Annotated in this window: 10 protein-coding genes and 2 pseudogenes; 2 read left to right on the top strand and 10 right to left on the bottom strand. The window is 63.5% G+C overall.

Annotation, left to right across the window (positions count from 1 at the left end; translation table 11 throughout):
- Positions 1–43: 43 nt before the first annotated feature.
- The 6 genes from HWX76_RS23295 to HWX76_RS23270 form a co-directional block, all read right to left on the bottom strand.
- The gene (locus HWX76_RS23295; RefSeq protein WP_050016194.1) at positions 44–1,360 is read right to left on the bottom strand and encodes a hydantoinase/carbamoylase family amidase; all 1,317 of its coding nucleotides are present in this window, start codon (positions 1,358–1,360) and stop codon (positions 44–46) included.
- Positions 1,360–2,337 (bottom strand): dihydroorotate dehydrogenase, encoded by a 978-nt coding sequence (locus HWX76_RS23290; protein WP_176016397.1) that lies wholly within the window; start codon positions 2,335–2,337, stop codon positions 1,360–1,362. Before HWX76_RS23290 ends, HWX76_RS23295 begins: the two co-directional genes overlap by 1 nt.
- The gene (locus HWX76_RS23285; protein WP_089490219.1) at positions 2,330–3,196 is read right to left on the bottom strand and encodes a dihydroorotate dehydrogenase electron transfer subunit; all 867 of its coding nucleotides are present in this window, start codon (positions 3,194–3,196) and stop codon (positions 2,330–2,332) included. Before HWX76_RS23285 ends, HWX76_RS23290 begins: the two co-directional genes overlap by 8 nt.
- Positions 3,197–3,234: 38 nt before the next feature.
- Positions 3,235–4,482 carry an MFS transporter gene (locus HWX76_RS23280; RefSeq protein ID WP_050016119.1) on the bottom strand — a complete coding sequence of 416 codons (1,248 nt, stop codon included), beginning with the start codon at positions 4,480–4,482 and terminating at the stop codon, positions 3,235–3,237.
- A 151-nt stretch (positions 4,483–4,633) separates the two neighbouring features.
- Positions 4,634–4,957, bottom strand: coding sequence for a hypothetical protein (locus HWX76_RS23275; RefSeq protein ID WP_011660795.1), 324 nt, complete (start codon positions 4,955–4,957; stop codon positions 4,634–4,636).
- Between the two features lie 104 nt (positions 4,958–5,061).
- The gene (locus HWX76_RS23270) at positions 5,062–6,135 is read right to left on the bottom strand and encodes a porin (protein WP_050016121.1); all 1,074 of its coding nucleotides are present in this window, start codon (positions 6,133–6,135) and stop codon (positions 5,062–5,064) included.
- A gap of 325 nt (positions 6,136–6,460) precedes the next feature.
- Here HWX76_RS23270 and HWX76_RS23265 point away from each other — a divergent pair, with 325 nt between their 5' ends.
- Together HWX76_RS23265 and HWX76_RS23260 are read left to right on the top strand one after the other, a co-directional pair.
- Positions 6,461–7,375, top strand: a complete 915-nt coding sequence (locus tag HWX76_RS23265; protein ID WP_050016122.1) for a helix-turn-helix transcriptional regulator — start codon at positions 6,461–6,463, stop codon at positions 7,373–7,375.
- 503 nt (positions 7,376–7,878) lie between these two features.
- On the top strand, positions 7,879–8,148 hold the full coding sequence (locus HWX76_RS23260; protein WP_050016127.1) for a hypothetical protein: 270 nt from the start codon (positions 7,879–7,881) through the stop codon (positions 8,146–8,148).
- A gap of 678 nt (positions 8,149–8,826) precedes the next feature.
- Here HWX76_RS23260 and HWX76_RS36760 read toward each other — a convergent pair.
- The 4 genes and pseudogenes from HWX76_RS36760 to HWX76_RS23245 all read right to left on the bottom strand — a co-directional run.
- A pseudogene (locus HWX76_RS36760) lies at positions 8,827–9,247 on the bottom strand (ISNCY family transposase); the annotation flags it as partial.
- Positions 9,248–9,367: 120 nt separating this feature from the next.
- Positions 9,368–9,475 (bottom strand): annotated as a pseudogene (locus HWX76_RS23255) (H-NS family nucleoid-associated regulatory protein); the annotation flags it as partial.
- Positions 9,476–9,550: 75 nt separating this feature from the next.
- On the bottom strand, positions 9,551–9,952 hold the full coding sequence (locus tag HWX76_RS23250; RefSeq protein WP_050016129.1) for a hypothetical protein: 402 nt from the start codon (positions 9,950–9,952) through the stop codon (positions 9,551–9,553).
- A gap of 17 nt (positions 9,953–9,969) precedes the next feature.
- Complete coding sequence (locus tag HWX76_RS23245; RefSeq protein WP_208458933.1) at positions 9,970–13,416, bottom strand: RHS repeat protein; 3,447 nt, start codon at positions 13,414–13,416, stop codon at positions 9,970–9,972.
- Between the last annotated feature and the right edge of the window lie 321 nt (positions 13,417–13,737).

Below are 13,737 nucleotides of genomic sequence, written 5' to 3'. Positions count from 1 at the left end.
CGCGTCGGCCGCCATCGCTTCCCGTCGCTTCCCGTATTGCCGGTCACAGCCGCGCAATCGTGTCGGCGAGCACGCGCACGCCCAGCATGAAATCATCGATCGACATCGCCTCGTGCGGGTTGTGCGACCCGTGATCGTTGCGCACGAACAGCATCCCGCTTGGCACGCCCGCGTTCGCGAACAGCGCCGCGTCGTGGCCCGCGCCGCTCGGCAGCGTCGCATACGGCACGTCGAGCCGCGTGCACGCGTCGGCAAGTGCGGCGCGCAGGGTGGCATCCATCCGCGCCGGCGCGCTCGCCAACCGCCGGTCGAAATCGAATCGCACGCCACGCTCGCGCGCGATCGAATTGCATTCGGCGATCAGCAATTCATGGAAGACGTCGAGCGTCTCCGTGCTCTCGCTGCGCGCCTCGAAGCTGAAATGCACCTGGCCGGGAATCCGCGAAATCGAATGCTCGTCCTGGTCGGTCGACACGATGCCGGTCGTCACGACGAGATCGATGTTGCGTTCGAGCAGCCGGCGCCAGTGCTCGTCGAGCCGCGTGATCAGCTCGGCGACCGCGAAGATCGCGTCGTGCCGCAGGTCGCGCGGCACCGCGCCGGAGTGGCCGGCCTCGCCGATGCAGCTGATGGAGTTGTGCCGCACGTTGCCGCGAATGCCGGACACGACCGCGACCGGCAGCCCGCGCGCGACCATCACGGGCCCCTGCTCGATGTGGAGCTCCAGATACGCATGCGCGCGCCGCACGTCGAACAGCGGCTTGCGCGCCCGCACCGCGTCGATGTCGACGCCCGCCGCCGCCATGCAATCGGCCAGCGGGCGGCCGGTGCTGCGATGCTTCATCGCGAGATCGTCCGGCGTCAGCCGGCCGAACAGCGCGCTCGATCCCATGTAGGCCTTGCCGAACCAGGCGCTCTCTTCGCCGCGCAGCGCGATCACGTTCAACGGGTGCGGCGACGCGCGGCCGCCGCGCCGTTGCGCGACGAGGCACAGCAGCCCCGCGACGATGCCCGCGAGCCCGTCGTAGTTGCCGCCATGCGGCACCGAGTCGAGATGCGAGCCGACCCAGATCGCACGCGCATGCGGGTCCGCGTCGGGCAGGCTGAAGACCAGGTTGGCCGCACGGTCCACGCGCACCGCGATGCCCTCGCGTTCGGCGTGCGCCGCCAGCCGCTGCGCGGCCGCCGTTTCGCTGTCGCCGTAGCTCTCGCGCGTGACGCCGACGCCGTCCGCCGACAGCACGCGGATCTCGTCGAACCACTGCTCGGCGAGCGCCGTCAGTTCGGCAAGCGGCAGCGCCGCCGCGTCGTGCACGTCGAGGTCCGCTGGCGCGTCCGGCCTGTCGGTATGCGCGTTCATCACGCCCCCGCCGTCGTGCCGCGCGCGCGCGCCGGCGCCGCGCAAAAGCGCTGCCAGCGCTCGCTCAGCGCCGCGTCGAGCCTGACCTGCCCGGTCAGCGACGCGATCGCGCCGACGCCCTCGTCCGCGCAAAACTGCTCGAGCCCGTCGATGATCGTGCGCATCACGCCCGGATCGCGGAACGACGCCGTGCCCACCTGCACCGCGCTCGCGCCGGCGAGCAGGAACTCGATGGCGTCGGCGGCGCTCCGGATGCCGCCGCAGCCGATCACCGGAATCGACACGGCGCGATAGCACTGGTGGACGAGCCGCAGCGCGATCGGCTTGATCGACGGCCCGGACAGGCCGCCCATCACGTTGCCGAGCGACGGCCGGCGCGTGCGCACGTCGATCGACATGCCGAGCACCGTGTTGCCCATCACGATCGCATCGGCGCCCGCGTCCTGTGCCGCTTGCGCGATCTTCGCGATGTTGCCCGCGTTCGGCGTCAGCTTCACCCACAGCGGATGCCCGGTGCGCATGCGGATCGCGTCGACGACCTGCCACGTCATGCCCGCGTCCATCCCGAACGCCATGCCGTCCGCCTCGAGATTCGGGCACGAGATGTTCGCCTCGATCGCCGCGACGTCCGGCCGCGACAGCGCCTCGCACGCGCGCGCGAACGCGTCCGCCGTATCGGCGGACACCGACGCGACGACCGGCGTGCCGTGGCCCGTGTACGCGGGCAGCACGTGTTCGAGATAGTCGTCGATGCCGCGGCTCGGAATGCCGATCGAATTCAACATGCCGTCACCCGCGTCGGCGACACGCGGCGTCGGGTTACCCGGGCGGCTGACGGGCGACACGCTCTTGATCACGAGCGCGCCGAGCCCGGTCAGGTCGAGCGCATCGCGATACTCGATCGCGAAACAGCCGGATGCCGGCATCACGGGATTGCGCAGGCGCAGTTCGCCCACGCGTACGCTCAGGTCAGCCAACTTCCACCTCCCCCTCCGTCACCACGTCGCGAATCGCGAATACCGGGCCCTCGCGGCACACGCGCCGGAATGCGCGGGTCGCGCCGTCGTCGAACATCCGCACGCACGACAGGCAGACGCCCATCCCGCAAGCCATCCGCTGCTCGAGCGCGACCTCGCCGCGCATCGACGGATGGCCGGCGAGCACGCGCTGCAGCAGCGCGAGCAACCGTTGCGAGCCGCACGTGTAGACCGCGTCCGGCCGATCGCGCGCGATTCTCGCGCGCAGCAGCGCGTCCACGTTCGCGACCGCCGACGAGCCGTCGCTGTCGAACACCGCATGCACGTCGGCCGGCGCGCCGCGCAGGAATTCCGCGGTCATCAGGTCGTCCGGCGTGCGCGCCGACATCACGACCGTCAGCGCGAGGCCCGCCCGCGCCGCGCGCTGCACGAGCGGCGCCATCGTCGCGAGACCGACGCCGCGCGCGACGAGCAGCAGCCGTCGCGCATCGGCGTCGAGCGTGAACGGGCGGCCGAGCGGCCCGACGATCGACAGCCGCGCGCCGACGCCGAGTTGCGCGAGCGCACGCGTGCCTTCGCCGGTGACGTTGTACAGGAACTCGATTTCGCCGGCGCCGGGGCCGACGCCGTACACGCTCATCGGGCGCGGCAGGAATGGCCGGTGCAGATCGCTGACGGGGCAGACGAGCTGATAGAACTGGCCGGCCTGCGTGACGCTCGCGAGCGGCGCGTCGGCGCGCACGCGCAGATAGCGATAGCGCCGGTTCACCGCGCGATGCGCGACCACGTCGCACGCGTGCGTGGCGACCGTGGCCGCCCACGGCTGCGCGCAGGCGCGCGCCCCGTCGATCACGTCCATCGTTCTCTCCTCGTTACGGTTGGGCGGAGGCACGCGCGTCAGTCGAGCGCGCGGTCCTTCAGTTCCGGAATCAGCGTGACCGTGACGATCATGTCGAGCACGTAAAGCGCGGCCAGCATCGCGATCGCGATCTGAAACGAATAGCGCGCGGCGAGCGCGCCGACGACGAGCGGCCCGAGCCCGCCGATCGCACGGCCGACGTTCCACAGCACGTTCTGCGCGGTCGCGCGCACCGCGGTCGGATACGCTTCGGACATCAGCGTGCCGTAGCCGCCGACCATGCCGTTCACGAACATGCCCATCAGCGCGCCAGCCCACAGCATCGTGGCCGGGTCCGTCAGCCGCGAATACACGAATACCATCGCCACCGCGCCGAGCTGGTACAGCAGGAACGTCGGCTTGCGGCCGATCCGGTCGGCCAGATGTCCGAACAGCCAGACGCCGGCCATCATCCCGAGCACGGTCACCGCGGTCCACACTCCGGATTTCGTCAGCGAGAAGCCGAGCTGCTTCGACAGGAACGTCGGCATCCAGATCATGATCCCGTAGTAGCCGAAGTTCTGCACCGCGCACAGCACGACGATGCCGATGCTCGTGCGGGTCGTGCGCGCATCGGCGAACAGCAGCCGGAAACGCGCGCCCGTGCGCGCCGGCTGCTGGCTCCGGACGAACACTTCCGGCTCGTGCAGCTTGTTGCGCAGCACCCAGGCGACGATCGCGGGCAGCACGCCGATCGCGAACATGCCGCGCCAGCCGACGCTCTGCAGCAGCAGCGGCGTCAGCAGCGACGCCGCGAGCACGCCGCTCTGCCAGCCGAGCGCCACGTACGACGACACGCGGGCGCGCTTGGCTGCAGGCCACGCTTCGGCCGCGAGCGCCATGCCGATGCCGAATTCGCCGCCGAGGCCGATGCCGGCGATGGTCCGGTACGCGAGCAGATCCCAGAAGCCCTGTGCGAACGCGCATAGCCCGGTGAACACCGCGAAAAGCAGGATCGTCCAGGTCAGCACGCGTACGCGGCCGTAGCGATCGCTGAGCGTGCCGAAAATCACGCCGCCCGCGACGGCGCCGACCAGCGTCCACGTGACGAGCGCCCCCGCCTGCTGCGCGCCGAGCTGCAGCGACGCCGAAATTGCCGGCAGCATGAAGCCGAGGATCAGCAGGTCGAAGCCGTCCATCGCATAGCCGATGGCCGAGCCGGCCAGCACTTTCCACGCGTAGCGCGACACCCGTTCGGGCGGTGCGCCGGCGGGCGCGGCCGCGGAGGATCGAAGGTTCGCTTCCATGATTGTCCGTATCGTGAGGAGGAAATATCGATGCCGGCGGTCCGTTTCGCGGTCGTTTGTCGTTTTTTCTAGACGAACTGACCGCGACCCGATCGTCGGCATCGCACAGCTTAAGGGCGCGGCCCGGGCAGATTCGCGCCGGCGTCGCGCATCAGACGACCAGTTCCTTCGACACCTGCGCGGCGAAGCCGTTGAGCGCCGCGAGCAGCGCGTCGTCCGAGCGCCCGCTCGCATCGCTCAGCCGCCGCGCGTGCTCGCGCAGTTCGGCGAGAAACGCCTGCACCGTCTCCGTGCAGACCGCCACGCCCTCCTGCCGTTCGGCGAACGTCGCGGCCGCCTGTGCGAGCAGCACCAGCGCCGCCGATTCCCGCCCGTGCGGCGCCGCCGCGTCCCGGCAGCGCGTCGCGAACCGGTGAATGTCGGAAAAGCCGACGACGTCCTGTGCCAGCCACTGCGTGGCGTCCATAAGGTTCATGCTTTCCTCCTCGTCTAAATATTTAGACTACCCGCATCAAAAACGGAATGCAAGCATCCGATGTATCGGGGTAAACCGCGAAGCCTCGCATCGCGATGCCTGCGTCAGAAACGCGTGCGCAGGCCCGCGCCGTACGTGATGCCGGTCGATAGCCCGCCGACGTGATCGACCTTGATCGCCGAATAGAGGTCGGTGCGCTTCGACAGCAGATAGTCGTAGCCGAGCGCACCGGTGCTGCGATGCGCGCCGTCGGCGAGCGCCCCGCTCGAATGCGTATACGCGTAGCTCGCCAGCAGCGAACCCACGCCGATCGGCACGCTGACGCCGGCCTGCAGCGTATCGCCGTGGAAGTTGCCGCGCTGCGCGCGGTTCGCGACGTTCATGTACTGCGCGAACAGCTTCACGACACGCCAGTCGTACCACGCGCCGACCTGCACCGTGCGCTGGCTCGACAGGCCCGGCGCCGCGGCGAGCGCGCCGTCGAGATCGCCAGGCGTCGCGCTGAAATTCACGTACTGGAAGACCACGGCGGCCGCGAACGCGCCGCGCGCGTAGTTCGCGTTGACGCTCCATTTCTTGGCGCCGTTCCGGCCGGCCGTATTGCCGAGTGCATACAGCAGCCCCGCATTGAAGCCGCCGAACGTCGGGCTCGTATAGGCGAGCGCGTTGTTCCACGCCGAATCGCCGACCACGCCCTCGGCGCCCACGCCCTTGAACGTGTGGAAGATCATCGGCGAGAACGTGTACGAATTGAACAGCGGGTTGAACTGGATCGTCGCGAGATACAGCGGCGTCGTGATCCGGCCAAGACGAAGCTGGCCGAACCGCGTCTGCAATCCCGCGTACGCATTGCGCGAAAACAGGCTGTCCCCGGCGTAGCGGCCGTACGCGCCGCTTTGCGGTTGAAAGTAGCTTTCGAGCACGAAGAACGCCTTGTTGCCGTTGCCGAGATCCTCGCTGCCGCCGAGGCCCCAGAACGACGTCGTCATCCCGCCGCCCGACTGCACGAGCGCCGTGCGAGCGCCGGGTTGCTTCACCGAACCGACGAAAGCGTCGGCAACGCCGTACAGCGTCACGCTCGACTGCGCGTGCGCGAGCGGCGCGATGCCAATGGCGCCTGCCGCGCCGGCCATCAGGAATCCTGCCCGAAATCGGGCGCACGGGGTGCGCAACGTCATGCTTTTCTCCTCCCGGCGCAATGGGCCGGCACGTGGGAATGTCTGGAAGGTGCGATGCCTCTATCGCCGACACGTCTGCGCGCGCGCCGTTCGTCCAAATATTTAGACGGCGTGCCCGCGCACGGACACGGGCCGGTCGCAGGCCGTTACCGCGCACAAGACGAGCGCAAGCCGCGGGTGTGCGAGCATCCGTCGTCGGCTACGTTAAAATACCCGATACAAAAAAATAGACAAACATCGATCTTCGCGATGCCCCCGGCAGGATGGCGGCGCGGTCGCGCAACCGGTGTCTGTCGATTTTTCACCCGCCACCTAGAGGTACTTCATGTCCACCGCCGGTTCCCGAAAAACACGTCTGCGCGGCGCGCGCTTCGACTTCGACAGCATTGGCGAGCGCTTGCGCGCGTACCGGATGGCTGCCGAGTTGCGCAGCGAGGATGTCGCCGAGCGCCTGAACATCTCGCGCGCGGCGGTCTACAAGCTCGAACGTGGCGAGATCGTCAAGATCGATACGCTCGAGCGGCTCGCCGCGCTGTTCGGCGTGTCGCTCGCGAACCTGATGGGCGTCGAGGTCGAGTATCACGATTCGGCGATCAGCTATTTCGAGCGCATGCGGCAGATCGAGAGCCGCTCGCAGCGGATCTTCGCGCATTTCGATCCGTTCTCGTTCCTGCTGACCTCCGACGATTACGAAGGCTGGCTGCGCCAGATGCTCGAGGAAAGCATCCCGCCGTCGCTGACCGATGCCGCGTGGCGGCAGACGCTGTCGAAAGTGATGGCGATCCTCGCGGACCGGAAAGCCGCGTTCCGACGCGCACCGCTGAACGTGACGAGCCTGATCGGGCTGCGCCAGATCGAGCAGTTCCTGCACCACGGCCTGGTCGGCCGCCTCGGGCTGCCGCCGGGCGTGCAGCTCGAGCGCAAACTGGCGGCGCGCCGGGAAGTGATGCGAATCGTCGGGATGCTCGAGGACGATGCGAAAGGCGTGCGTATCGGCATCGTCAGCGACAACCTGCCGAACGAGACCTTCCAGATCTTCGAGGACGACGACAGCGCGCATATCGCGGTATCGCCGTTCCGGCTCGGCGAGCTGCCGAACATCCGTACCGGCATCGCGACGATCACCACGTCGGCGGATGCCGTCGCGATGTACCGGAAGATGATCGACCGGCTGTGGACCGATTCCACGAAGGGGGCCGCCGGGGCCAGGCTGCTCGCCGACCTGCTCGACCGGGCGTAGTGCGGCGTCGCATCGACCATGCGCGGTCCGGTGGACCCGCATCGCGTGCGTTCCTGCACCGTTCTTCCTGACCTGGCCCCCTGAAGTTTCTACATAAAAACCGTCAAACTTCCGCGTCCACACGCGCATCGGCCGCCCGACGTGATGCGCGACCGCGATCGAACAACGCTCACATCCCGATCCGATTCGATCGGCAAGCCCAAGTCCGGATTCATCACGCGGCTCGACGAACACTAAAAAGACAATAAAAACCGCGTCTCGAACAGAGGCTCGGCCACCGTCGGCGGCTCACCCGCTCGATGGCCGTAACCAGCCGGCGCTTCGGCAAATTCCAGCGCACCTCGACGGACCATCCCGATCATCACGTTTCATTTAACTTTGAATTGTGGCTGTGTACCGAGGCAATGCCAGCAAGGCTTTGCACTCCGGCCCCCAAAGCCAAACTTCCCTTACCCCAGTCTGAACACTAAAAAAACACTAAAAGGCGGACGCGGGTCGGGGGCGTGACGCGCCTGATCGCGCTCACACTTCCGATTTCGACATTCATTGTGATGTTCTCGATCGGCTCTATGCTGGGGCACGCGATGCCGAAGAACGGGATCGCGGCCTTTCTGACGCTTACTGTTGCATACCTCGCAGCAACGGTGTTCACCGTAACCGCCTGGAACGAAGACGGTCCATTGAGAGAGCGCGATCGGATCGTCTTGATCGCTTCCGCAACCGTCAGCGTGGCGCTGGGCCTCCTTGCCGCTTCGTACTTCTGGGTTATGTAGCCGGTGGACGGAGTAACGGCACGGAAAATCAGTCGGATATGGTCTTTCATCTAGGGACCCGTATTAACAATTTCGCTTATCTACGCAAGCGCGGCTGCAGCTGACCTCTATCCGGCCTACCGTGACCCTGCGCTTATGTTAGTGGCCTCAGCTTGGCTTTCCGTTCCGGTATCGACGGTCATCCATGAGCTTGGGCATCTGCTGATGGGGATCGCATTCGGCGTACCCGTTTCGGAGCTCAGACTTGGTGGTGGAAAGCAGCGCTTGGTCCTTCAGTTCGGCCCGAATTTCCGGCTCCTGCATGGTTGGTTACCATTCACCGGTCACGTCGAATTCAAATGGTTGCCGATATCCCGGCCACGGCGTGTCGCGGTGTACGCTGCAGGCGTGGGTGCAACGTTTCTGGCAGCGGCGGTAGTTTGCGTCTTTCCTCTCCAGGGACAGACGGCCTCACAAGCGGGGGTCCTGCTTGTTGTCGTTCTGTCAGGGCTCGAGAACCTCGCAACGCGCCATCCAGAGATTGGTCGTTGGTCAGATGGAGAGGCGATGCGGGGACTGCTGGCGTACAAAAAAGCTCCCTGAGCGCGATTGGGAACCCGCGCACAGTCAGCGAAGGCAATAACGGCGCGGCAATCCAGGGCGAACTGCATCGCTATGTCGCCATCCCCGATCCTGGTCGCTGCCATCGATCTGGATCAGTTCGCCCAGGCACGCCCGGCGCGCTCGCGGCTGATACACCTTCGGCGGTCGTTGCCGGCGCGGAATCCACAAGCCAGCGTCCGTCATCAGCTTCCTGACTGGTTTCCTTGGCCAGCCGAATGCCGTGGCATTCCAAGAGCTTCTCGCAGGCCGGCGTCGGCCCAAAATCGGCGTAGCGATCGGGGATGAACGACAGCGCCCGGTCGGCGGCTCCCGGGTCGAGGCGACGATTGCCAGGCTTCGCTCGGTGTCCAGACACCAAATCCGCCGGGCCATGCTCACGCAGCCGGGCGACCAGCCGGCGAGCCTGCCGCGTCGTCAACTCCAGCCGTGCTGCCGCACACCAAAGCGGACATTTCAATCTAGCTGCTACAACAAAAAATTCGCCAGATACAATTATGTAAAATGAATTCCTAACGAAATCAGCAGACAGTGGGCGCGTGTGGAAAGGAATGGTTCAGCCCCTGCTGTGAGCCGCCGGATTTCGGTGAGCTACCGAAGGTGACCCGCCGGCTCGAATTCATTGCGGAATCAAGAAGCGGTCTCGATTTCTGGCCTTGGCAATCCACGAAGGCGGCTTGCCTAGACCGCTCCAGGTGGCGCCGCTCTTCGGATCCTGATATTTCGGTACGGAGGGAGTACGCAAGTGCAGAGGCGCCGCGAATGAAGGCATCCCGTGCCATGGTGTCACACCAGAAGGCGTCTATCTACTTACGGTTACGCTCTTCGCCAGAAGAACAATCCAACCTCCATATACAGGCTCGATTTCAAGGAAGACTTTCTCGCCGCGCTTGATCGCAGCGATCTCGCGCTCAACTGCCGGTAGCCAGATGGCCTCATTCATTTGGTCACGGGGTACCCCTGACAGCAGAAGCGCTAGCGAGGTCCGATAGTCATTCGGATCACTCATTAAGTCCCATAGAAAAGCCCTGTCAACGATGCTCTTGTCGCGGAACTTTTCAGCGACAAAACGCTCCACTCCTTTCGCAACTAGGGTGAAACGCTGCTTGGCTTGTCCGCGGAAAGAAATGCTGACACCATTATCGTCCTCGGTCAGGACGATCCCAGTGACATGCGCTTCTACGAAATCAGAGAAATCGATCATTGGTGAACTCCTGTTTGTCATGGCCTGCGGGGCCATGGAGAATAAGGGCGCCCTGGCTCCTCGCGCTCTCCCCCCGGCCACTCATGCACATGGTCGACCTCATTGCCTTGATGCGGTTTGTCATAATCGCGCAGTGGCAAGCCATCCGGTCCGTATTCACGTCCTCGACGCGGCCCCTCAATCCAACCATTCTCGGGACCCTCATCGGGAGGATTTTTTGGCCTATTAAACGTCGGCCCATTAAACAGATCCATGAACCAGTTCGGAACACCTCCTGTATCAGGACTGCAACCCGGCGCAGGCATTGGCGGCAGAATGGGAATTGGAATTGCCTGCAACCCCGTCGGGTCGCTGAACTGCACCGGATCCCCACTGACATAAGCGTACAGGTTTCCTTCTGAGTCGCTTGTCTCGCCACTCGGATCGCGTGAGAGCCATCGCCCCGTCACGGGATCGTAGGCGCGGAACATTGTCAGGTACAGACCGCTATCCGCGTTCGCGAACATCCCCGCATATCCATAGTCGGTCAAGGGGGGATTCGATTGCAACGCGGCACCGTATGCGTCATAGTCGTAAGCCGGTGCGCTACCGCTCGTAAAGGCCCGTCGAACTGATCCGATTTGATCGACCCCGTAATAGGCGTATTGCGCCGGACTCCCCGGTTGGAATTCGCCCTCCGCGTAGTAGCCGCGTGTCACGGCGTTGCTGATGCCTCTTGCTTGACAAGGACGCAGACCACACCAGATGTAGGAAGTCGTTACCGTTCCGCCAGCGCCCGCGGGCGTACTGCTAATTGATGTTCTGCGTCCCAGCCCGTCATAGGTGAAACTGGTCGCCTTGCCAGACTGGCCAGGATACGCGATCGCGACCAGTCTGTTCTCGGCGTCCCAACTATACGTGCGCCCTCCATCCGATAGGAGATTTCCGTTGGCGTCGTACGTCAAAGGCTGGCTTGCTGCGGGCGGATTTGACAGCGTCGTGAGTTGGTTGAGCGTATTGTAGTTCGCTGTCTGCGTCGTCGCGCTTGACGGATAGGAAATCGTTGCGTCACTCGTTTGAGTGGTGCCCGTCGTCATGTCCTCGTCGTTTGACGTATATTGAAACGTTGTGTACTGGCCAGACGACAATCCGGTCGTATTGACACCGGAAAGACGCCGATCACCCGAATTCGGAAGATAACTCCATGTCGTTCCGAGCGAGGCACCCGCAAGCTGGCGTGACGCGATCTGACGGGTCTGTCCGAGGTAACCAAGTGTGAAAGAACCCAGATCACTTGCATGGGTCACCGGTCGACCAAGCGCGTCGTACTGGAAAGTTTCTGGCCCCGCACCTGCAACTGTTCGGTTGCTCAATCTACCGAGCGCGTCATAAGCATAGGAGATTGTCCCGCTCGCAAACGGCGTGCTCTCCTGCTGACGTTGGAGTGCGCCGTATGTTCCGACTGGCACGTAGCTATACTGGTTCGTGCCCGTACCATCACTCATCGACACGATGCGAGGCCAATACGCATCGTAGGAAAACGAAACGTTCGGCGTCGGATTTACCGCACCGGTGTATGTGATCGCCGTAACCGCATTGTCCTTCGCATAATTGAATTGCTTGGTCTGTCCGAGCGCGTCGGTAATTGACTTCACGCGACTCGTCGTATTCTCGTAGGTATAGGTGACCTTGCTTGTATCCGCGTAGGTTTTCGTCGTTAATCGGCCTTGCACGTCATAGTCCCAGCTTGTGACGTTACCCTTGGGATCCGTTCGGCTGACAAGCCGCCCGCTTGGATCATAGTTCAGAAGAGTCTGTTGACCGCCCGGATCGACTATCGAGGTCCGTCGACGATTCGCATCGTAGGTATAGCGCCAGACGCGACCAATTCGATCGGAATATGAAACAAGGTCCAGCTTGTCATATGTGAACCTCTTGTACGTCCCATCGGGGTAGGTGACCCGCGTAACACGATCGGCATTGTCGTAGCTATACGATACTTGCCAGCCTTCAGAGTCGGTAAAAGTCGCAACGCGATTGAACGTATCGTACGTATAGGATGCCGAGGTTACCCCGTTGGCATTCACAATCGATGTCAGATTTCCGTTCGGATCGTATTGATAACGCGTTGTCTGACCAAGCGGGTTAGTCTTCGCGGTCAACTGTCCCGCCGCGTTATACGCGCTAATCGTCGTCTGCCCCGCCGCATCTGTATGTACGATCGGGCGGTGCAGATAGTTGTAGGTGTACTGGTCAACGGTTGTCCGAGCACCAGCTGTCGTCTGCACCACTGCAGCTAGATCGATCTGGTTTGGAATGCTGAACCCAGTTACCCGGCCTACTGCATCACTCGATTGGATCTGGTTGAAGAAGCCGGAAGTGTCATATGACGCTTGCGTCAGCTGGGTTGAGCCGTCATCCAGGACGCGGCCAGTCGCTATGGGGCTACTGTAGATTCCCGCGGCGATACTCTGGGTCTGCCCTGGATAGGCGAACCAGATGCGATTCTCGAGCGGATATTTGATACTCTCGATCGTGGTCGACTTTGTTGCGGCCCCGCCCGACACGTGGGCAAAATGCGTATCCCGTGCCTTCGTGTAGTCGCAGCCGCCCGTCGGAGTACACCCCGCCGTGACGTATGCACTCTTGTCCCAATGGAAGCTGCTTCGATACGAAAGATACTGGTTGGTCAAGGTAATCGGCATACCCTGCGGCACGGTGGCAGCCGGATCGCTGTCCGGTATCGAGGCCGGCTCCACCCACTCCTCCCTCTCGTGATAGCCTAACGGATCCGTTACATCGACGAATCTCGGTGGCCCACTCGAGGTCGGCGCCGTATACGAAAAACTCGTCGTGCCGTAAGGCGTCGTCATTTTGTTAATCAGTGAGTTGGCGTCGTAGCCGAAACTCGAAGTTAATCCGATGACGTCTGTAATCGAGGTGAGCCGGCCAGAGTTGTCGTAACGCAGAATTGCACTGCGCCCGAACGGATCGGTAATTTGGGTGACAGCCAACGGCGACGAGGGCCGTCCATATGCGAACGTTGTTTGCCTACCCGTCGCATCCGTAATCGATGTCAATCGCAGACTACTGTCATAGTTGAGCGTGACCACATTCCCCTGCGGGTCAATCACTTGGCTCAGGAAGATTCTCCGCGGATACGCGGCGCTACCATTGGACTGCGAGTAAACTTCGACGCCGCCGTTCGCGAGCATGCGACGGTAGGTGATGGGCGATTGCGATGCCAGCAGCAGTATCGAGCCGTCATCACTCTGCTGAGTGAAGCGTCCAGTGCCAGCACTGTACCCGGTATAGTAGTACGCTCCTCCGCCGGGAAGGTAGCGTGACACGTTCCCGCCCGCATTTGTCGGGTCGTCAGTCACGTAGGTTAGCCAATTCAATGTCCACTTCTGACCAACGTTGAAGAATGTGAAATTGGCGGGCTGGCTGTCTTCGCGCTGGTTGTACGTCACCTTCACTTTCATCGACGGGCCGATTGGTGGCACGTAACCGACCGGGGTGTCCGACAGCGTAACGCCGACTGTCCCTTCCTTGATGTCATAGCCACACATCGGGCTATTGCAATTGTTCGGTCCGTTGTTGGCGGTCGGATCGTTGGCGTCACCCGGTTGGGTCGCGCTCGTGGGCCCCTTTCCCCAAATGGACTCGGCCTCACCCTTGGCGACAACTCGCCATCCCGGCTGCAGCGGCGTACTAGTGTCCTGTTCCGTTGTTAACCGGTCTATGTTCACGTAGCATGTTGACGTCAACGGAACGGGAGACGTCAGCATGGCGATGGGACGACC

Source organism: Burkholderia sp. BCC0398 (assembly GCF_902833245.1).
GTDB lineage: Bacteria > Pseudomonadota > Gammaproteobacteria > Burkholderiales > Burkholderiaceae > Burkholderia > Burkholderia sola.
This window is presented reverse-complemented; position numbering and strand designations above follow the sequence as displayed.

What these genes read in the sequence shown, in the direction of transcription:
- HWX76_RS23295 (WP_050016194.1), bottom strand. Translation starts at nt 1,360, where the DNA reads ATGAACGCGCATACCGACAGGCCGGACGCGCCAGCGGACCTCGACGTG.
- HWX76_RS23285 (WP_089490219.1), bottom strand. Translation starts at nt 3,196, where the DNA reads ATGGACGTGATCGACGGGGCGCGCGCCTGCGCGCAGCCGTGGGCGGCC.
- HWX76_RS23280 (WP_050016119.1), bottom strand. Translation starts at nt 4,482, where the DNA reads ATGGAAGCGAACCTTCGATCCTCCGCGGCCGCGCCCGCCGGCGCACCG.
- HWX76_RS23275 (WP_011660795.1), bottom strand. Translation starts at nt 4,957, where the DNA reads ATGAACCTTATGGACGCCACGCAGTGGCTGGCACAGGACGTCGTCGGC.
- HWX76_RS23270 (WP_050016121.1), bottom strand. Translation starts at nt 6,135, where the DNA reads ATGACGTTGCGCACCCCGTGCGCCCGATTTCGGGCAGGATTCCTGATG.
- HWX76_RS23265 (WP_050016122.1), top strand. Translation starts at nt 6,461, where the DNA reads ATGTCCACCGCCGGTTCCCGAAAAACACGTCTGCGCGGCGCGCGCTTC.
- HWX76_RS23250 (WP_050016129.1), bottom strand. Translation starts at nt 9,952, where the DNA reads ATGATCGATTTCTCTGATTTCGTAGAAGCGCATGTCACTGGGATCGTC.
- HWX76_RS23245 (WP_208458933.1), bottom strand. Translation starts at nt 13,416, where the DNA reads ATGAAAGTGAAGGTGACGTACAACCAGCGCGAAGACAGCCAGCCCGCC.